This window comes from Pseudomonas sp. TE3552 (assembly GCF_056278945.1).
Genome location: NZ_JBWBQJ010000001.1, coordinates 3,347,868 through 3,367,119, shown reverse-complemented (window position 1 = coordinate 3,367,119; position 19,252 = coordinate 3,347,868). Strand labels below are relative to the sequence as shown.

Below are 19,252 nucleotides of genomic sequence, written 5' to 3'. Positions count from 1 at the left end.
AAAACGCCGGCAATTTGTTGCCGGCGTCTTTGTTTGGATCGACTGTGTATCAGGCGCCGAAACCACCGTCGATGGTCAGGCTGGCACCGGTGATGTAGCCGGCTTCGGGACCGACGAGGTAGGCGACGAAGCTGGCGATTTCTTCCACTTTGCCGTAACGGCCCACGGCCATCAGCGGGATCAGGCTTTCGGCGAAGTCACTGTCGGCCGGGTTCATATCGGTGTCGACCGGGCCCGGTTGCACGTTGTTGATGGTGATACCCCGGGGGCCGAGGTCGCGAGCCAGGCCTTTGGTCAGGCCGACCAGCGCCGATTTGCTCATGGCGTACGGGCCACCACCGGCGAAAGGCATGCGTTCGGCATTGGTGCTGCCGATGTTGATGATGCGACCGCCTTCGGTCATATGTTTGGCCGCTTCCTGGGTGGCGATGAACACGCTGCGTACGTTGATGGCCAGAGTCTGGTCGAAGTCTTCGAGTTTAAAGTCCTCCAGCGGTGCGATGGCCAGAACGCCTGCGTTGTTGACCAGGATGTCCAGGCGACCGAAGGCTTCGACGGTCGCGTTGACGGCATTGCGAATGGCGACGGCATCGGCGCTGTCGGCCTTGATGGCCAGGGCTTTGCCGCCGGCGGAGATGATGCTGTTTTGCAGGTCTTCGGCTTTGGCGGTAGAGCTGACATAGGTGAAGGCGACGGCTGCGCCTTCTGCGGCCAGGCGTTTGACGATGGCAGCACCGATGCCGCGTGAACCGCCTTGAATCAGAGCTACTTTACCGCTGAGGTGTTGAGTGGTCATGTCGATCTCCAGAAGTTCAAGGCGGGCTGCCTTGTTGTCGGAGTCGAGTATCGGCTTCGCATGACCCTGCGGGTAGACCGTCATTGCTATAGTCTGTGTAAACCAGAAGTTTATAGTGGCGCTTATGGAAACCTTCAGCAGTATCGAATGCTTCGTGCGCAGCGCCGAGGTCGGCAGCTTCGCCGAAGCCGCGCGGCGCTTGAGCCTGACACCGGCGGCGGTGGGCAAGAGTGTCGCCAAGCTGGAGGCGCGACTCGGTGTGCGGTTGTTCCAGCGCAGCACGCGTAGCCTGACGCTGACCGAGGCCGGCCAGTTGTTTCTCGGCGAAGTCAGCGCCAGCCTGCACACCATCCAGAATGCCGTGGCCAACCTGTCCAGCGCCGAAGGACGCCCGGCGGGAACGCTGAAGGTCAGCATGGGCACGGTGTTCGGGCGCTTGTACATCGTGCCGTTGCTCGGAGAGTTTTTGCGGCGCTTTCCGGCGATCAACCCGGACTGGCATTTCGACAACCGTCAGGTCGACCTGATCGGCCAGGGGTTCGATGCGGCGATTGGTGGCGGATTCGAACTGCCTCAGGGCGTGGTGGCACGCAAGCTGACGCCCGCCCATCGAGTGTTGGTGGCTTCGGCCGAATACCTGGCGGGGTACGAGGCGATCATCGAGCCCGACGACCTCCAGAACCACGATGGCATCCTGATACGGTCGCCGCAGACGGGGCGCGTGCGTTCTTGGCAGTTGACCAGTCGCAACCGGCAACACAACCCATTGACGCTCAAGGCGCGGATGACCATGAGCGATTCGGAAGCTGCTTGCGCTACGGCGGCCCAGGGGTTGGGCATTGCATTGGTGAGCATGCCATTCGCCGTGGGCTATCTGGACGCCGGGACCTTGCAGCGAGTGTTGCCCGACTGGTACGTCGACGACGGCAACATCTCGATCTATTACGCCGAGCACAAACTGCTGCCGGGCAAGACCCGGGCGTTTGTCGATTTCATCATTGAGCAGTTTGCCGAGCAGGGGTTGGGGCAGCGGTTTAGTGCTCTATAAACCTGGCCTGGGACCGAGGTGCGGCCGTCGCGGTTCTACCGCCCAAACCTTCCAGGCCAGCCAATAATGCTCTTCGGCCGAGGCGTCGCATACGTCCGCACCTTGGACGTCGACAACCCCAACCGCACCAGCGATTCGGCAATGGTCACCGCCGCCGTCACGCCATCCACCACTGGTACGCCAGTGCGCTGACGAATCTGTTCATCCAGCCCGGCCATGCCGCCACAGCCCAGGCAAATCACCTCGGCCTTGTCCTCGATGACCGCCAGTTCCGCCTGCCGCACAATCGCCTCCAGCGCACGCTCCGGATCGGACTCCAGTTCCAGCACCGCCAGCCCGCTGGCCCGCACCGACGCGCAACGGTCCCAGAGCCCGGACAGTTTGAGGCGATCCTCAATCAGCGGCACGGTGCGGTCCAGCGTGGTGACTACCGAGTAGGCATGGCCAAGGAACATCGCGGTGCTGGCGCCGGCATCGGTGATGTCCACCACCGGCACGTTGAGCAGCTCCTGCAAACCTTCGCGGCCGTGCTCGCCATAGCCGGCCTGGATCACCGCATCGAAGGGCTGATCGTAGGACATGACCCGATCCATCACCGCAATTGCGGCCAGGTAGCTTTCGAAATTGCCTTCAATGGAGTCGGCGCCGAAATGCGGGGTCAGGCCGATGATTTCCGTGCCGGGCGCGGCCACGGACTGCGCTTGACGGGCGATGGCCTGGGTAATGGATTCGGTGGTGTTGACGTTGACCACGAGAATTCGCATGGGAGGTCCTTTTAGCGAGGTGGTTTTGCGGCCCGATGTCACCGGGCCGTCAGGGGATTAATGGCTGACGTTATCGACTGCGATGGCTTCGCCGCTGACATCGGCGTAGTAAGGCTTCAGGCTTGCGGATCTAAAGTGTGTGTATGTTTTTGTATTTGTTGTATACAAAGCATGTGTTAACTTAAGCCAGATCTGTGCCATTCGGTGGTCTATAAAATTTAACGTTAATTTCGTTTTGTTATTGATTGAAGATAAGTAGTTGAAAAAAAGACGATATAAATTGACCGATTGAACAGGTATTTATTTTTTGGCGGGGTTTTGTGGGAGTGGTCGACTGAGGAAATCAGGACGGAGAGATGTAACTTTTTGGGGCGCTGAAACTAAAAGTGCACACAGATATGGCACTTATGGTGACATGTCTGTGTACACATTTATTGAAAGTCAAAGGATCGCAGGCTTCGCCAGCGCCTACAGGAGCTGCCGCAGGCTGCGATCTTTTAAGCTTTGGACTTGCTGATGATGTTCCCGGCATGCAGCCCGCACTCTTTCTGCGTGGCTTCTTCCCACCACCAACGACCTTCACGCTCATGCTGGTTCGGCAGCACCGGACGGGTGCAAGGCTCGCAACCAATACTAATGAACCCGCGTTCATGCAGGCTGTTGTACGGCAGCTCCAGCATGCGGATGTAACCCCAGATCTCTTCGCTGGTCATCTGTGCCAGCGGGTTGAATTTGTACAGGGTGCGTTCCGGGGTGGAAAACGCGGTATCGATTTCCAGCACTGCAACCGCACTGCGGGTGCCCGGGCTTTGGTCCCGACGCTGGCCGGTGGCCCAAGCGGTCACGCCAGACAGTTTGCGACGCAACGGTTCGATCTTGCGAATGCCGCAGCACTCGCCATGGCCGTCCTTGTAGAAACTGAACAGGCCTTTTTCCTTCACGAACGGTTCGAGTTTGGTGTAGTCCGGCGACACGACTTCGATGTCGATCTTGTAGTGCTCGCGCACCTGTTCGATGAAGCGATAGGTCTCGGGGTGCAAGCGGCCGGTATCGAGGCTGAACACTTTGACGTTCTTGTTCAGCTTCCAGGCCATGTCCACCAGCACCACGTCCTCGGCGCCGCTGAAAGATATCCACAGGTCATCGCCGAACTCGGCAAATGCGAGTTTCAGGATGTCCTGGGCGGATTTGTTGGCATAGGTCGTGGCGAGTTCCACGACATCGAACGATGGGCTCATCAGGGCGGCTTCCTACAGGTCGGTGGCGCTGGGCGCTCTATATGCGTCGATGGTAACAAAATCCTGCGGCGGCTGGGGCGCCCTCTGCGTTGCACAGAGGAGGGCGAGTCGCTAGAGTTCGGCAGGCCTTTTGCTCGCTCGGCTCATAAACAATACCAATGGGAGTGTCTTGTGGAAATTGCCTGTCTGGATCTTGAAGGTGTGCTGGTCCCGGAAATCTGGATCGCCTTTGCCGAAAAAACCGGGATCGACTCCCTCAGGGCCACCACTCGGGACATTCCCGACTACGACGTGCTGATGAAGCAGCGCCTGCGGATTCTCGACGAGCACGGTCTGAAGCTTTCCGACATCCAGGAAGTGATCGCCACGCTCAAGCCCCTGGAAGGCGCCATCGAGTTCGTCGACTGGCTGCGCGAGCGCTTTCAGGTGGTGATTCTGTCGGATACCTTTTACGAATTCTCCCAGCCACTGATGCGCCAACTGGGCTTCCCGACCTTGCTTTGCCATCGCTTGATTACCGACGATGCCGGTCGGGTCACTGGCTATCAGTTGCGTCAGAAAGATCCCAAGCGTCAGTCGGTGTTGGCGTTCAAGAGCCTCTATTACCGGGTGATCGCGGCGGGCGATTCCTACAACGACACCACGATGCTGGGCGAGGCCGATGCAGGCATCCTGTTCCATGCACCGGACAATGTGATTCGCGAGTTTCCGCAGTTTCCGGCAGTGCACAGCTTTGCCGAGTTGAAGCAGGAGTTCATCAAGGCGTCGAACCGCAATCTGAGCCTGTAAACCCGATCTGTGGCGAGGGAGCTTGCTCCCGCTCGGCTGCGCAGCAGTCGCATACGTTATATCTGACGATATGCGGTGTCTGGTTTGGGGGCGCTTCGCACCCCAGAGGGGGCAAGCCCCCTCGCCACAGAAGTGCGATATCAGAGGTTTTGCAGGGTATCGAGCAACACCTTCACCTTGGTAATCGATTCCTGATACTCGGCCTGCCAGTCCGAGTCGGCGACGATGCCGCCGCCACCCCAGCAGCACACCTGCCCATCCTTGACCAGCAAGCTGCGGATAGCGATGGAACTGTCCATCTCCCCGCGCACGTCCAGATACAGCAACGAACCGCAGTACAACCCACGACGAGTCGGTTCCAGCTCATCGATGATCTGCATGGCGCGAATCTTTGGCGCGCCGGTAATCGAGCCGCCGGGGAAGCTGCCGGCGATCAAATCCAGTGCATCCTTGTCATCCGCCAATTCACCGGTAACGCTGCTCACCAAGTGATGCACGTTCGGATAGCTTTCCAGGCTGAACAATTCCGGCACCCGGACCGAACCGATGCGGCAGGTACGGCCGAGGTCGTTGCGCAGCAAGTCGACGATCATCAGGTTTTCCGCGCGGTCCTTGGGGCTGGCCAGCAGTTCGGCGGCGTTCGCGGCATCTTCGGCAGCTGTCTGGCCGCGGGGGCGGGTGCCTTTGATCGGACGGGTTTCGACGTGGCGCTCGCTGACTTTGACGAAGCGCTCCGGCGACAGGCTCAGCACCGCGCCGCCGTCGGGCAGGCTCTGGAAGCCGGAAAACGGTGTTGGGCACGCCGCCCGCAGCGCGCAGTACGCGGCCCACGGATCGCCTTGGCATTGCGCGCGAAAGCGCTGGGCGAAGTTGACTTGATAGCAGTCGCCGGCCTGGATGTAATGCTGAATACGTTCGAAAGCCTGCCGATAATCGTCGGCGCTCAGGTCGGCGTTCATCGGGCCGTCCAGTTTGAACGGCGCGATCTGCCCGGCCGCAGGTTGAGTGAACAGTTGGATCAGCCGCTGTCGCTCGCTGTCGACCAGCGTCGGGTGGAACATCAATTGACTGGTGGCCCGGTGGTGATCGCTGATCAGTGCCCAGTCGTACAAACCGAAACGTGCGTCGGGCAGTTGCAGATCGTCCTGGGCCTGGCTTGGCAGGTTTTCCAGATGCCGGCCGAAGTCGTAGCTCAAGTAGCCAATCAGGCCGCCGGCGAAGGGCAGGTCAAAAGGAACAGCCGCTTCACCGAGTCGTATCAGGTTATCGCGAAGGCGTTGCAGGAAATGATTGCCGCTTTCATCCGGCAGCACGGCCAATTGCTCCAGCGGCCAGGCGCTGAGCAGGTCAAAGCGCCCGCGCTCGGCGCTCGGCCGGCCGCTGTCGAGCAGCACCGCACCGGGGGCATGACGAATCGCCGCGAAGTACTCGGCGGGGTTGGCGCGATAGGGCAACGGGTGTACGGAACAGGTCAACATGGGCGGGGCAGATCAGCCATCGAGGCGGGGGAGCGATTGTAGTCCTCTGCAGGATTTGCTCCTAGAGGGGATGTCGGCAAGAGATACATCCGTGACGAGGGAGGCTTGCCTGTGGCGAGGGAGCTTGCTCCCGTCGGACTGCGCAGCAGGCCCAAACTCAATCCCTCGATTTTCAGAAAAACCGAGGGGACCGGTTTATGACTGCTGCGCAGCCAAGCGGGAGCAAGCTCCCTCGCCACAAAGATGCCACGGGTCAGCCCTCAACCGCTGGAATATGCCCAAACAATTCCTGAACGAATTCCACACGCTCCTGCACCGTTTCGGTTATCCCCCGTGCTTTCAATTCTTCCAGTCGCGCCTCGACCGCATGGGTACGCAACGTCAACCCGCAATCGTTGGCGATCTGAATGTTCAAGCCTGGCCGGGCGTTCAGCTCAAGAATCAACGGCCCTTTCTCCTGGTCGAGCACCATGTCGACACCGATGTAACCCAGCCCGCACAGCTCATAACAGCCGGCGGCGAGTTTCATGAAGCCGTCCCAGTAGGGCAGTTGCACGCCGTCCACCGCGTTGGTGGTGTCCGGGTGTTTGTTGATGATGTTGTTCAGCCAGGTGCCGCGCAAGGTCAGGCCGGTGGCCAGGTCCACGCCGACGCCGATAGCGCCCTGGTGCAGGTTGGCCTTGCCGCCGGACTGGCGGGTCGGCAGACGCAACATGGCCATCACCGGATAGCCCATCAGCACGATGATGCGAATGTCCGGCACGCCTTCATAGCTGATGCTTTTGAAGATCTGGTCCGGGGTTACGCGGTATTCGATCAGCGCGCGGTCACGGTGCCCGCCCAGGGAATACAGGCCGGTGAGGATGCTCGAGATATGGTGCTCGAGTTCCTCATGCTCGATGATCTTGCCGGACACTGTGCGATAGCGCCCCTCGAACCGGTCGGCAACCACAATGATGCCGTCGCCGCCGGCGCCCTGGGCCGGTTTGATCACGAAGTCGGTGCGTCCGCCGATGATCTCCTCGAGGTTGTCGATTTCCTTCTCGGTGGAGATCACGCCGTACAGCTCCGGCACGTGGATACCGGCGGCAATGGCGCGCTCTTTGGTGATGATCTTGTCATCGACAATCGGGTACAGGCTGCGCTTGTTGTACTTGAGCACGTAGTCGGCGTTACGCCGATTGATCCCCATGATGCCCCGGGCCTCCAGGGCTTTCCAGGTCTTCCAGAGACCGAACATCAGGCGTCAGCCTCCTTCAGGAAAGCCTTGAAACGCACCAGTTCGGTCAGGCGGTAGCCGCGATAACGACCCATGGCCAGCATGAAGCCCACCAGGATCAGCAGGACCGCCGGGAAGGTGAACACGAAGTACACCAGCTCCGGCACGCTCATGATCAGGTGCGCCAGGGAGGCGGCGAACAGCGTGCCGATCGCCACTTTCATCGCATGGCCGCCACCGCGCTCTTCCCAGGTGATCGACAGGCGTTCGATGGTCATGGTCAGAATCACCATCGGGAACAGCGCCACCGACAACCCGCGCTCCAGGCCGAGTTTGTGGCTGAACAGGCTGATGGCCGCGATCAGCACCACGACGAAGGTCAGCACCACCGACAGCCTCGGCAGCATTTGCAGTTTCAGATGTTCAAGGTAGGAACGTAGCGACAGCCCCAACGCTGTAATGATGGTAAACAGCACGATGCCGAAGCCGAGCTGGGTTTCCCGGAAGGCGAGGGCAATCAACACCGGGGTAAAGGTGCCGAGTGTCTGAATGCCGATCAGGTTGCGCAGGATCAGGATCACCAGCACACCGATCGGGATCATTACCATGATCATGAAGGTCTGCTGGGTTTCCAGCGGCAGGCCATACAGCGAGTAGTCGAGGAAATTGGCGTCGGAGTTCTCGTCGGTCAGCTTGGCCAGGCGAATGGCGTTCATTTCGCTGTTGTTCAGGCTGAAGGTGACGTTGGCTTTCTTGCCGCCATCGACGGAGATCAGGTTTTCATCGCCCGTCCACCACAGCAAGCGGTCGGTGGGCAGGCCCTGTTCGCCGGTTTCCGGGTTGAAGTACAGCCAGTCGGTGCCGTTGAAGCTACGCAACCAGAGTTCAGGCATTTGTGGCTGATCGGCCACCAGGCGAATGGTGTGGACCTTTTCCACCGGCACGTGGGCAATGGACAGTACAAGTTCGACGATTTTGGCTTTGTTCACAGTGGACGGATCGCCGGCCAGCAGCAGTTTTACGTTGTCGTCGTTGAGGTTGTTGACGCGCTTGATGGCTTCGCCGATGAAGGTTTCGACGTCGGCCGAGTGTTGGCGGATCGGTGCGAGCAGGGCTTCGGCGGCGACTTTTTCCGGGCCTTCGACGGCGATGCTGTCGCGGAAGGTCGGGCCTTTGACCTTGGATTTTTCGCCACTGTAGCGCTTGGTCAGCACCAGCCGGTAATAAAGGGTCTGATTGCCCTTGGCCCGACGCGCCGACCAGGTGACCTTGCGGTTGCCGTCGACACGGTTCACCGCCACGCCGTAATTATTGGAAATGAAGCTCTCGTTGAGGCTCACGTAGTCACGGCTCAGCGGCGGCACGAACATCTGGATCTTGATCGGGTCCTTGGCGTTGGCGACGAACTCGACCTTGGCGTCGATGTTCCACAAGTCGTCGGTGGCGTCTTCGGTCACCGGAATACCGAGCACGAAAATCTGATAGGCCGTAACTGAAATGCCCAGCACCACCAGGATGGCGATCAGCAATTTCAGATGGAGGGTAAGAGAGCGCATTGGAATTACTCTGCGGTATGTGCGTCGGTGGCGCAGGCAGGTTTGCCAGCAGCGTATTTAAGACTGGGGTCAACCAGCGCATCGAAGCGCTTGAGCGCCTCGGAGCCGATCAAGAGCGGGTATTGGAAGGCACTGCGGTCGGTCAAGTTCACTTCGATACTGCGTAAAGCCGAACCCATGCAGATATCCAGCTCGATGACCGGACGGGCGGTGTACTTCTTGCCTTCTTCCGGGTCGTAGTCACCGGCCCGGCGCTTGATCTTGCTGACACGGGCCAGTGGTCGTTCGATCGGGTGCGAATGCGCGGCGTCGATGGCCAGATAGAAACGCACCCAGGATTCGCCATTGCGTTTGAAACGTTTGATGTCGCGGGCGCTCAGCGAGGCGGTTTTCGCCCCGGTGTCGAGTTTGGCGGCGACTTCCAGATTGATGCCGTCCAGCGAAGCGTACTCATTGAGGCCGTACACAGTCTTTTCCCCTGCCGCGGCAAAACCTGACAGGCCAAGAAGACAAAGAAATGTGGTGAAGAGCTTGAGTCTCATAAATCCTGATGCGCAGCGGTCCGTTCTTCAATTCAAGGCCCTGGCATTGCTGCACAAGCTCCCTCGTATGCCTGTCAGCTTTTTGTGACAGGCAATGCAGATGACAAGCAAATGCGGGCGGCATTCTAGCACGGTGGCTTTATGGCGCCAGCGTTGGCCGACGGCTATAACCCTGAGGTGCTGCTTCGTTATGGTGCATGCGGTTATTAGACGATTGTCGACAATCTCTAATTAACCTTTGACGTAACTGGTCATATTCGTTAGTTTTTGCGGCATTGCTTTTCAAGGTGTCGACAATATGCTGGATCAACTCGATCCCCCGGTTACGGTTCAGGACGACTCGGAAACACTTTCCGAGAACGTCTTCCGACGCATTCAGGCGGCCATCGTCAAAGGCGAGATTGCCCCGGGCAGCAAGATCTCCGAGCCGGAGCTGGCGCGCACCTACGGCATCAGCCGCGGGCCGCTACGCGAGGCGATCCACCGCCTGGAAGGCCAGCGCCTGCTGGTTCGCGTGCCGCACGTCGGGGCGCGGGTGGTGTCACTGAGCCACGCCGAGCTGCTGGAACTCTACGAAATTCGTGAATCCCTGGAAGGCATGGCGTGCCGTCTGGCGGCTGAACGCATGACGGTCGAAGAAATCGACGAACTGCGTCGGGTGCTCGAAACCCATGAGCGCGATGCGGCGTTTCAGGCAGGCGTCGGCTACTACCAGCAGGAAGGCGATTTCGACTTTCATTACCGGATCATCCAGGGCAGCGGCAACCGCACCCTGACCCAGATGCTTTGCGGCGAGCTCTATCAACTGGTGCGCATGTACCGCATCCAGTTTTCCACCACGCCCAATCGGCCACGCCAGGCGTTTGCCGAGCACCACCGCATTCTCGACGCCATCGCCGACCGTGACGGTGAATTGGCCGAGTTGTTGATGCGCCGTCACATCGGCGCCTCCAAACGCAATATCGCCCGTCACTACCAGGACGGCGCTAACCCGACAGCCACTGAACGAGGTGAGTCATGAGTTCCAACAAGAGCACTCCAGGCCAGCGTTTCCGCGATGCGGTCGCCAGCGAGCATCCGCTGCAAGTGGTCGGCACGATCAACGCCAACCACGCGCTTCTGGCCAAGCGCGCCGGTTTCAAGGCTATTTACCTGTCGGGTGGCGGGGTGGCTGCCGGCTCCCTCGGCGTGCCGGACCTGGGCATCACCGGCCTGGACGACGTGCTGACCGATGTGCGCCGCATCACTGACGTCTGCGACCTGCCGTTGTTGGTGGACGTGGACACCGGTTTCGGTTCCTCGGCGTTCAACGTCGCTCGTACCGTCAAGTCGATGATCAAGTTCGGCGCGGCGGCGATTCACATCGAAGACCAGGTGGGCGCCAAGCGTTGCGGTCACCGTCCTAATAAAGAGATCGTCTCGCAGCAGGAAATGGTCGATCGCATCAAGGCCGCGGTCGATGCCCGCACCGACGACAGCTTCGTGATCATGGCCCGCACCGACGCCTTGGCGGTGGAAGGTCTGGAGTCTGCCCTGGATCGTGCCGCCGCGTGCATCGAGGCCGGCGCCGACATGGTGTTCCCGGAAGCCATCACCGAACTTGAGATGTACAAATTGTTCGCCAGCCGCGTGAAAGCGCCGATCCTGGCCAACATCACCGAATTCGGCGCGACGCCGCTGTACACCACCGAGCAACTCGCTGCCGCCGACGTGTCGTTGGTGCTGTACCCACTGTCGGCGTTCCGCGCCATGAACAAGGCCGCGGAAAACGTCTACACCGCGATCCGCCGCGACGGCACGCAACAGAACGTGATCGACACCATGCAGACGCGCATGGAGCTTTACGATCGCATCGACTACCACACCTTCGAGCAGAAGCTCGATGCGTTGTTTGCGGCGAAGAAGTAATCGCGACTCCCACAACTTGCCGATTCCCTAACAAATTCAAAAACTGGAGACAGCAATGGCCGAAGCAAAAGTACTCAGTGGCGCCGGGCTCCGTGGCCAGGTGGCCGGGCAAACCGCATTGTCCACCGTGGGCCAGTCGGGCGCCGGCCTGACCTATCGCGGCTACGACGTTCGCGAACTGGCAGCTGACGCACAATTCGAAGAAGTGGCTTACCTGCTGCTGTACGGCGAGCTGCCGACCAAGGCGCAACTCGCTGCCTACACCCAGAAACTCAGCAAGCTGCGCGACCTGCCGCAAGCGCTCAAGGAAGTGCTGGAACGCATCCCCGCCGACACCCATCCGATGGACGTGATGCGCACCGGTTGCTCGTTTCTGGGCAACATCGAACCGGAGCAGGATTTCTCCGAGCAGCACGACAAAACCGACCGCCTGCTGGCCGCGTTCCCGGCGATCATGTGCTACTGGTATCGCTTCAGCCACGACGGCAAACGCATCAACTGCGTGACCGACGAAGCCTGCATCGGCGGCCATTTCCTGCACCTGTTGCACGACAAGAAGCCGAGCGAATTGCACGTCAAGGTGATGAACGTTTCGCTGATCCTCTACGCGGAACACGAGTTCAACGCCTCGACCTTCACCGCCCGGGTATGCGCCTCGACCCTGTCGGACCTGTATTCCTGCATCACCGCCGCCATCGGTTCCCTGCGCGGCCCGCTGCACGGCGGCGCCAACGAAGCGGCGATGGAAATGATCGAGCGCTTTTCGTCGCCGGAAGAGGCGATCAAAGGCACCCTCGGCATGCTCGAGCGCAAGGACAAAATCATGGGCTTCGGCCACGCGATCTATAAGGACAACGATCCGCGTAATGAGGTGATCAAGGGCTGGTCGAAGAAACTCGCTGACGAAGTGGGCGACACGGTGTTGTTCCCGGTGTCCGAAGCCATCGACAAGACCATGTGGGAACAGAAGAAACTGTTCCCGAACGCCGACTTCTATCACGCGTCGACGTACCACTTCATGGGCATCCCGACCAAGTTGTTCACACCGATTTTCGTCTGCTCGCGCCTGACCGGCTGGGCGGCGCATGTGTTCGAACAACGCGCCAACAACCGCATCATCCGCCCGAGCGCCGAATACGTCGGCGTCGAACAGCGCAAGTTCGTGCCAATCGAACAACGCTGACCGGGGAGGGCGCCGGTACTGGTTACTGAATCCCGACCTCTGTAGGAGCGAAGCTTGCTCGCGAAAGCGGTGTAACAGGCGACATCAATGTTGAATGTCGGTCCGTCTTCGCGAGCAAGCTTCGCTCCTACAGGGGGCGGGGTTCAGCCCGGTGCCAGGCGCCCACCCTTCGTAATCACCGTGACCGAGTCCTGACGATGAACACTGAATTCCGCAAACCGCTGCCCGGCAGCCCTCTGGATTATTTCGACGTCCGTGCGGCGGTCGATGCCATTGCGCCCGGCGCCTACGACACCCTGCCGTACACCTCCCGCGTGCTGGCGGAAAACCTTGTGCGTCGCTGCGACCCGGCCACGCTCACCGATTCCCTGAAACAACTGATCGAGCGCAAACGCGACCTCGACTTCCCGTGGTTCCCGGCCCGCGTGGTGTGCCACGACATCCTCGGTCAGACCGCGCTGGTGGACCTCGCTGGCCTGCGCGACGCTATCGCCCTGCAAGGCGGCGATCCGGCGCAAGTGAACCCGGTGGTACCGACGCAACTGATCGTCGATCACTCGCTGGCCGTTGAACGTGGTGGTTTCGATCCCGAGGCATTCGAGAAGAACCGCGCCATTGAAGATCGTCGCAATGAAGACCGTTTCCACTTCATCAACTGGACCAAAAAGGCCTTCAAGAACGTCGACGTGATCCCGCCGGGCAACGGGATCATGCACCAGATCAACCTGGAGAAAATGTCTCCGGTGATCCAGGTGCGCGACGGCGTGGCTTTCCCTGATACCTGCGTCGGCACCGACAGTCACACCCCGCACGTCGATGCGCTGGGCGTGATTGCCATCGGTGTTGGCGGTCTGGAAGCGGAAAGCGTGATGCTCGGCCGCGCATCGTGGATGCGCCTGCCGGAAAGCGTCGGCGTCGAACTCACCGGCAAGCTGCAACCGGGCATCACCGCCACCGATATGGTGCTGGCGCTGACCGAATACCTGCGCAAGCAAAAAGTCGTGGGTGCCTGGCTGGAGTTCTTCGGTGAAGGCGCTTCGGCGCTGACATTGGGCGACCGTGCGACCATTTCCAACATGGCCCCGGAATACGGCGCCACTGCGGCGATGTTCTACATCGACCAGCAGACCATCGACTACCTGAAACTCACCGGTCGTGAAGACGAGCAAGTGCAGCTTGTAGAGCAATATGCCAAGACTACGGGCCTCTGGGCCGACAGCCTGAAAGGCGCGCAATACGAGCGTGGGCTGAGTTTTGACCTGTCCTCGGTGGTGCGCAACATGGCTGGCCCGAGCAACCCGCACGCCCGTGTCGCCACCTCCGATCTCGCCGCCCAAGGCATATCCGGCCAGTGGGACGACGTGCCCGGTCAGATGCCGGACGGCGCGGTGATCATCGCTGCCATCACCAGTTGCACCAACACCAGTAACCCGCGCAACGTCATCGCCGCCGGCCTGCTGGCGCGCAACGCCAACAAGCTCGGGCTGACCCGCAAGCCGTGGGTCAAGTCGTCCTTGGCACCCGGTTCGAAAACCGTGGCGCTGTATCTGGATGAAGCCGGCCTGACCAACGAGCTGGAGCAACTGGGCTTCGGCGTCGTGGCCTTCGCCTGCACCACGTGCAACGGCATGTCCGGTGCGCTGGACCCGGTGATCCAACAGGAAATCATCGACCGCGATCTGTACGCCACGGCCGTACTCTCCGGTAACCGTAACTTTGACGGGCGGATTCACCCGTACGCCAAACAGGCGTTCCTCGCCTCGCCGCCATTGGTGGTGGCTTATGCCATCGCCGGCACCATCCGTTTCGACATCGAGAAAGATGTACTGGGCGTCGTCGACGGTAAGGAAATCCGCCTGAAAGACATCTGGCCGAGCGACGAAGAAATCGACGCGGTGGTCAAGGCCTCGGTGAAACCGGAGCAGTTCCGCCAGGTGTACATTCCGATGTTCGCCATCCACGAAGACACCGGTCCCAAGGTCACGCCACTGTATGACTGGCGCGAGATGAGCACCTACATCCGCCGTCCGCCGTACTGGGAAGGCGCGCTGGCCGGTGCGCGTCCGCTCAAGGGCATGCGCCCGCTGGCGGTGCTGCCGGACAACATCACCACCGATCACCTGTCGCCTTCCAACGCGATCATGCTCGACAGCGCCGCCGGTGAATACCTGGCGAAAATGGGCCTGCCGGAGGAAGACTTCAACTCCTACGCGACTCACAGGGGCGACCATCTGACCGCGCAGCGCGCAACCTTCGCCAACCCGAAACTGTTCAACGAAATGGTCCAGGAAAACGGCAAGGTCAAGCAGGGCTCCCTGGCTCGCGTCGAGCCGGAAGGCAAAGTGATGCGGATGTGGGAAGCCATCGAAACCTACATGGAGCGCAAGCAGCCGCTGATCATCATCGCCGGCGCCGACTATGGCCAGGGTTCATCCCGGGACTGGGCGGCCAAAGGCGTGCGTCTGGCGGGTGTGGAAGCGATTGCCGCCGAAGGTTTCGAGCGCATCCACCGCACCAACCTGGTGGGCATGGGCGTGCTGCCGCTGGAGTTCCAGCCGGGCACCAACCGCCACACGCTGGCCATCGACGGCAGCGAAACCTACGACGTGATCGGCGACCGCACCCCGCGTGCGACGCTGACGCTGGTGATCAATCGCAAGAACGGCGAGCGCGTCGAAGTGCCGGTGACCTGCCGCCTCGACACCGCTGAAGAAGTGTCGATCTACGAGGCCGGCGGCGTGTTGCAGCGTTTCGCTCAGGACTTCCTCGAAGAATCGGCGGTTGCCGTTTAACACGACGAGCCGCGCGGGGTTTTAAGCCCCGCGCTGGCCATACAGGATCAATATGGCTCACACATCTCAAATTGCACCGCAGATCAAGATTCCTGCTACCTACATGCGCGGCGGCACCAGCAAAGGCGTGTTCTTCAGCCTCAAGGATTTGCCCGAAGCGGCACAAATTCCAGGGCCGGCTCGTGACGCGTTGTTGCTGCGAGTGATCGGCAGCCCCGATCCGTACGAGAAGCAAATCGACGGCATGGGCGGCGCGACGTCCAGTACCAGCAAAACCGTGATCCTGTCGAAAAGCATCAAGGCCGATCACGACGTCGATTACCTGTTCGGTCAGGTCTCCATCGACAAGCCTTTCGTCGACTGGAGCGGCAACTGCGGCAACCTGTCGGCGGCGGTCGGTTCGTTCGCCATCGCCAATGGCCTGGTGGACGCTAGCCGTATTCCGCACAACGGTGTAGCGGTGGTGCGCGTGTGGCAGGCCAACATCGGCAAGACCATCATCGCCCATGTGCCGATCACCAATGGCGAGGTCCAGGAAACCGGCGATTTCGAACTCGATGGCGTGACCTTTCCGGCAGCCGAAGTGCAGCTCGAATTCATGGACCCGGCGGCGGAAGAAGAGGGGGGCGGTGGTTCGATGTTCCCCACCGGCAATCTGGTGGATGACCTTGAAGTGCCCGGCGTCGGAACGCTCAAGGCAACCCTGATCAACGCCGGTATCCCAACGATTTTCATCAACGCCGAAGACATCGGCTACACCGGCACCGAGCTGCAGGGCGCGATCAACGGCGACCTGAAGGCTTTGGCGATGTTCGAGACCATCCGCGCTCACGGCGCGCTGCGCATGGGGCTGATTCAGCACCTGGACGAAGCCGCCAAGCGCCAGCACACGCCGAAGGTGGCGTTCGTCGCCAAGCCGGCGGATTACATTGCCTCCAGCGGCAAGGCGATTGCGGCAACCGACGTCGACCTGCTGGTGCGCGCGCTGTCCATGGGCAAACTGCACCACGCGATGATGGGCACGGCAGCGGTGGCCATTGGCACGGCGGCGGCGATCTCCGGCACTTTGGTCAACCAAGCGGCGGGCGGCATCGAGCGCAACGCGGTGCGCTTCGGCCATCCCTCCGGCACGTTGCGCGTGGGTGCCGAGGCGAGCCAGGTCAACGGTGAATGGACCGTGAGCAAGGCCATCATGAGCCGCAGTGCGCGGGTGCTGATGGAAGGGTTTGTGCGAGTGCCGGGTGACTCGTTTTGACGCTAATCTGAAATCCGACACAAAACCCTGTGGGAGCGAGCCTGCTCGCGATGAGGCCATAACATTCAACATCTATGTTGCCGGTCACACCGCCATCGCGAGCAGGCTCGCTTCCACAGTTGATTGCATTTACAAAATGAGAGTGTTGTACCGACTGCGACTACCCTGAACCGAGGTCCCATCAACGAACCACTGACCGAGTGAATCGAACATGAGCGCCAACGTCGACCTGAACATCCGCCCCGACTACGACACGGTCCTGCAGGACATCGCCGATTACGTCCTGAATTACAAAGTCGAGTCTGAAGAAGCCCTTGATACTGCCCGCAACTGCCTGATGGACACCCTCGGCTGCGGTCTGTTGGCCCTGCGTTTTCCCGAATGCACCAAACACCTGGGACCCATCGTCGAAGGCACTGTCGTTCCTTTCGGCGCCCGTGTGCCCGGCACCAGCTATCGTCTCGATCCGGTCAAGGCCGCCTGGGACATCGGTTGCATCGTCCGCTGGCTCGATTACAACGACACCTGGCTCGCCGCCGAATGGGGTCATCCGTCCGATAACCTCGGCGGTATTCTCGCGGTGGCCGACCACCTGTCGCAAAAACGCCTGGCCAATGGCGAAGCACCGCTGACCATTCGCGCGGTGCTTGAAGCGATGATCATGGCCCATGAGATTCAGGGCGTGATCGCGCTCGAAAACTCGTTCAACCGCGTCGGCCTCGATCATGTGATTCTGGTGAAAGTCGCCTCTACCGCCGTCAGCGCCAGGCTCATGGGCGCCAACCGCGAGCAACTGTTGTCGGCGTTGTCCCACGCCTTTGCCGACGGCCAGGCGCTGCGCACTTACCGGCATGCACCGAACGCCGGGTCACGCAAATCCTGGGCGGCAGGGGATGCGTCCAGCCGTGGCGTGCGTCTGGCGGACATCGCAATGCGTGGCGAGATGGGCATCCCTGGTGTGCTGAGCGCCAAACAGTGGGGCTTCTATGACGTGCTGTTCAGCCACACCAACAACGACCTGGCGCTCAAGCCTGAAGATAAACGGGCCTTCAGCTTCGCCCGGCCGTTCGGCAGCTACGTGATGGAAAATGTGCTGTTCAAGATCAGCTTTCCCGCCGAGTTCCACGCGCAAACCGCCTGCGAGGCCGCCGTCATCCTGCACCCGCTGGTCAGGAATCGCCTGCATGAGATCGATAAAATCGTTATCACCACTCATCAATCAGCGATCCGCATCATCTCCAAGGTCGGCCCGCTGGCCAACGCCGCCGACCGCGATCACTGTCTCCAGTACATGACCGCCGTTCCCCTGGTGTTCGGCGATCTGGTGGCCGAGCAGTACGAGGACCACTTTCACGTCGCGCATCCGATCATCGACGTGCTGCGCGACAAAATGGTCATCGTTGAAGAGCCGCGCTATACCCGCGAATACCTGGAAGCCGACAAACGCTCCATCGCCAATGCCGTGCAGGTGTTTTTCAAGGACGGTTCGAGTACCGAAAACGTAGTGGTGGAGTACCCGATCGGCCATCGTCGTCGCCGCGTCGATGGCATTCCATTGCTGGAAGACAAGTTCAAGGCCAACCTGGCGACGCGCTTCCCCGCCCAGCGCAGCGCCGAGATTTTTGCACTGTGCAAGGACCAGGCAGCGCTTGAGGCGACGCCGGTGAACCGGTTTGTGGATTTGTTTGTGATCTAGGGGGCCGAGTTATCGTTCAATCGCGGGCAAGCCCGCGATGGCGGTGTACTTGTCGCCGAAAATCTACTTGAACCGCCGCTCCACACCTTTCTCCACCAAAATCTTCGCCGAAATCTCTTCGACGGAAAAATGCGTGGAATTGATGTGCGGGATGTTCTCGCGGCGAAACAGATTTTCCACCTCGCGCACTTCGAACTCGCATTGCGCGTAGCTCGAGTAGCGGCTGTTGGGCTTGCGTTCGTTGCGGATCGCGGTGAGGCGGTCCGGGTCGATGGTCAGGCCGAACAGCTTGTGCTGATGGGCGCGCAGGGCGGTCGGCAGTTGCAGGCGCTCCATGTCGTCTTCGGTCAGCGGGTAATTGGCCGCGCGGATACCGAATTGCATGGCCATGTACAAACACGTCGGGGTTTTACCACAGCGCGACACACCCACTAGTATCAGGTCAGCTTTGTCGTAATAGTGGGTGCGGGCGCCGTCGTCGTTGTCGAGGGCGAAGTTCACCGCCTCGATACGCTCCATGTAATTGGAGTTGTGGCCGATGGAGTGGGATTTGCCGACGGTATAGGAAGAATGCTCGGTCAGCTCCTGTTCAAGGGGCGCCAGGAAGGTCGAGAAAATGTCGATCATGAAACCATTCGACGTTGCGAGAATCTCACGAATGTCCTGATTGACAATGGTGTCGAAAATAATCGGACGAAAACCATCGTTTTCGGCGGCTTTGTTGATTTGTTGTACCATGGCCCGCGCTTTATCTACGTCGTCGATATACGGCCGTATGATTTTGCTGAAGGTAATGTTTTCGAATTGCGCCAGCAGGCTTTGGCCGAGGGTTTCGGCTGTAATGCCCGTGCCATCGGAGATAAAGAAAGCAGATCGTTTCATTTGCACCTTGGGCCTTAAGCTAGTGACGATTCTTGGATATAGTAGGCGCGATTTGTCGGCCGCCAATGGCCCGCATTCTCACTTATTTTCCAGGTCCAGGCCATAC

Annotated in this window: 16 protein-coding genes; 8 read left to right on the top strand and 8 right to left on the bottom strand. The window is 60.2% G+C overall.

What is annotated here, in order from left to right; translation table 11 throughout:
- Positions 1-49: 49 nt before the first annotated feature.
- Positions 50-796: a 3-oxoacyl-ACP reductase family protein gene (locus ACZ9BB_RS14970; protein WP_476214432.1), complete on the bottom strand. Its 747-nt coding sequence runs from the start codon at positions 794-796 to the stop codon at positions 50-52.
- Between the two features lie 124 nt (positions 797-920).
- Between ACZ9BB_RS14970 and ACZ9BB_RS14965 the strand changes: the two genes are divergently transcribed.
- Positions 921-1,844 (top strand): LysR family transcriptional regulator, encoded by a 924-nt coding sequence (locus tag ACZ9BB_RS14965; RefSeq protein ID WP_476214431.1) that lies wholly within the window; start codon positions 921-923, stop codon positions 1,842-1,844.
- 35 nt (positions 1,845-1,879) lie between these two features.
- Here the strand turns inward: ACZ9BB_RS14965 and ACZ9BB_RS14960 are convergent, their stop codons facing one another.
- The gene (locus tag ACZ9BB_RS14960) at positions 1,880-2,608 is read right to left on the bottom strand and encodes an aspartate/glutamate racemase family protein (RefSeq protein ID WP_476214430.1); all 729 of its coding nucleotides are present in this window, start codon (positions 2,606-2,608) and stop codon (positions 1,880-1,882) included.
- 497 nt (positions 2,609-3,105) lie between these two features.
- Positions 3,106-3,846 carry a phosphoadenylyl-sulfate reductase gene (locus tag ACZ9BB_RS14955; protein ID WP_008074131.1) on the bottom strand — a complete coding sequence of 247 codons (741 nt, stop codon included), beginning with the start codon at positions 3,844-3,846 and terminating at the stop codon, positions 3,106-3,108.
- Positions 3,847-4,017: 171 nt separating this feature from the next.
- Here ACZ9BB_RS14955 and thrH point away from each other — a divergent pair, with 171 nt between their 5' ends.
- On the top strand, positions 4,018-4,635 hold the full coding sequence (thrH, locus tag ACZ9BB_RS14950; protein WP_320391264.1) for a bifunctional phosphoserine phosphatase/homoserine phosphotransferase ThrH: 618 nt from the start codon (positions 4,018-4,020) through the stop codon (positions 4,633-4,635).
- A gap of 140 nt (positions 4,636-4,775) precedes the next feature.
- On the opposite strand, the gene pabB is transcribed toward thrH, so the two are convergent.
- From pabB to rloA, 4 genes are all read right to left on the bottom strand, one after another.
- The gene (pabB, locus tag ACZ9BB_RS14945; protein WP_476214429.1) at positions 4,776-6,113 is read right to left on the bottom strand and encodes an aminodeoxychorismate synthase component I; all 1,338 of its coding nucleotides are present in this window, start codon (positions 6,111-6,113) and stop codon (positions 4,776-4,778) included.
- A gap of 253 nt (positions 6,114-6,366) precedes the next feature.
- Positions 6,367-7,353: an alpha-L-glutamate ligase-like protein gene (locus ACZ9BB_RS14940; protein WP_476214428.1), complete on the bottom strand. Its 987-nt coding sequence runs from the start codon at positions 7,351-7,353 to the stop codon at positions 6,367-6,369.
- Entirely contained in the window at positions 7,353-8,888 is a 1,536-nt protein-coding gene (gene rloB, locus ACZ9BB_RS14935; RefSeq protein WP_476214427.1) for an osmotic stress tolerance membrane protein RloB, read from the bottom strand. Before rloB ends, ACZ9BB_RS14940 begins: the two co-directional genes overlap by 1 nt.
- A gap of 5 nt (positions 8,889-8,893) precedes the next feature.
- Complete coding sequence (rloA, locus tag ACZ9BB_RS14930) at positions 8,894-9,430, bottom strand: retropepsin-like aspartic peptidase RloA (RefSeq protein WP_019579744.1); 537 nt, start codon at positions 9,428-9,430, stop codon at positions 8,894-8,896.
- A 298-nt stretch (positions 9,431-9,728) separates the two neighbouring features.
- Between rloA and ACZ9BB_RS14925 the strand changes: the two genes are divergently transcribed.
- The 6 genes from ACZ9BB_RS14925 to prpD all read left to right on the top strand — a co-directional run bounded on the left by ACZ9BB_RS14925 (position 9,729) and on the right by prpD (position 18,264).
- Positions 9,729-10,451, top strand: coding sequence for a GntR family transcriptional regulator (locus tag ACZ9BB_RS14925; RefSeq protein ID WP_007902102.1), 723 nt, complete (start codon positions 9,729-9,731; stop codon positions 10,449-10,451).
- Entirely contained in the window at positions 10,448-11,338 is an 891-nt protein-coding gene (prpB, locus tag ACZ9BB_RS14920; RefSeq protein ID WP_007902093.1) for a methylisocitrate lyase, read from the top strand. Before ACZ9BB_RS14925 ends, prpB begins: the two co-directional genes overlap by 4 nt.
- A gap of 55 nt (positions 11,339-11,393) precedes the next feature.
- On the top strand, positions 11,394-12,521 hold the full coding sequence (prpC, locus tag ACZ9BB_RS14915; protein WP_476214426.1) for a bifunctional 2-methylcitrate synthase/citrate synthase: 1,128 nt from the start codon (positions 11,394-11,396) through the stop codon (positions 12,519-12,521).
- Positions 12,522-12,718: 197 nt separating this feature from the next.
- Complete coding sequence (acnD, locus tag ACZ9BB_RS14910; protein ID WP_476214425.1) at positions 12,719-15,313, top strand: Fe/S-dependent 2-methylisocitrate dehydratase AcnD; 2,595 nt, start codon at positions 12,719-12,721, stop codon at positions 15,311-15,313.
- Positions 15,314-15,365: 52 nt separating this feature from the next.
- A complete protein-coding gene (gene prpF / locus ACZ9BB_RS14905; RefSeq protein ID WP_476214424.1) occupies positions 15,366-16,568 on the top strand; it encodes a 2-methylaconitate cis-trans isomerase PrpF in 1,203 nt (400 codons plus the stop codon).
- 211 nt (positions 16,569-16,779) lie between these two features.
- Positions 16,780-18,264 carry a 2-methylcitrate dehydratase gene (gene prpD / locus ACZ9BB_RS14900; protein ID WP_476214423.1) on the top strand — a complete coding sequence of 495 codons (1,485 nt, stop codon included), beginning with the start codon at positions 16,780-16,782 and terminating at the stop codon, positions 18,262-18,264.
- 63 nt (positions 18,265-18,327) lie between these two features.
- On the opposite strand, the gene ppsR is transcribed toward prpD, so the two are convergent.
- On the bottom strand, positions 18,328-19,146 hold the full coding sequence (gene ppsR, locus ACZ9BB_RS14895; protein ID WP_007940629.1) for a posphoenolpyruvate synthetase regulatory kinase/phosphorylase PpsR: 819 nt from the start codon (positions 19,144-19,146) through the stop codon (positions 18,328-18,330).
- Positions 19,147-19,252: the final 106 nt, after the last annotated feature.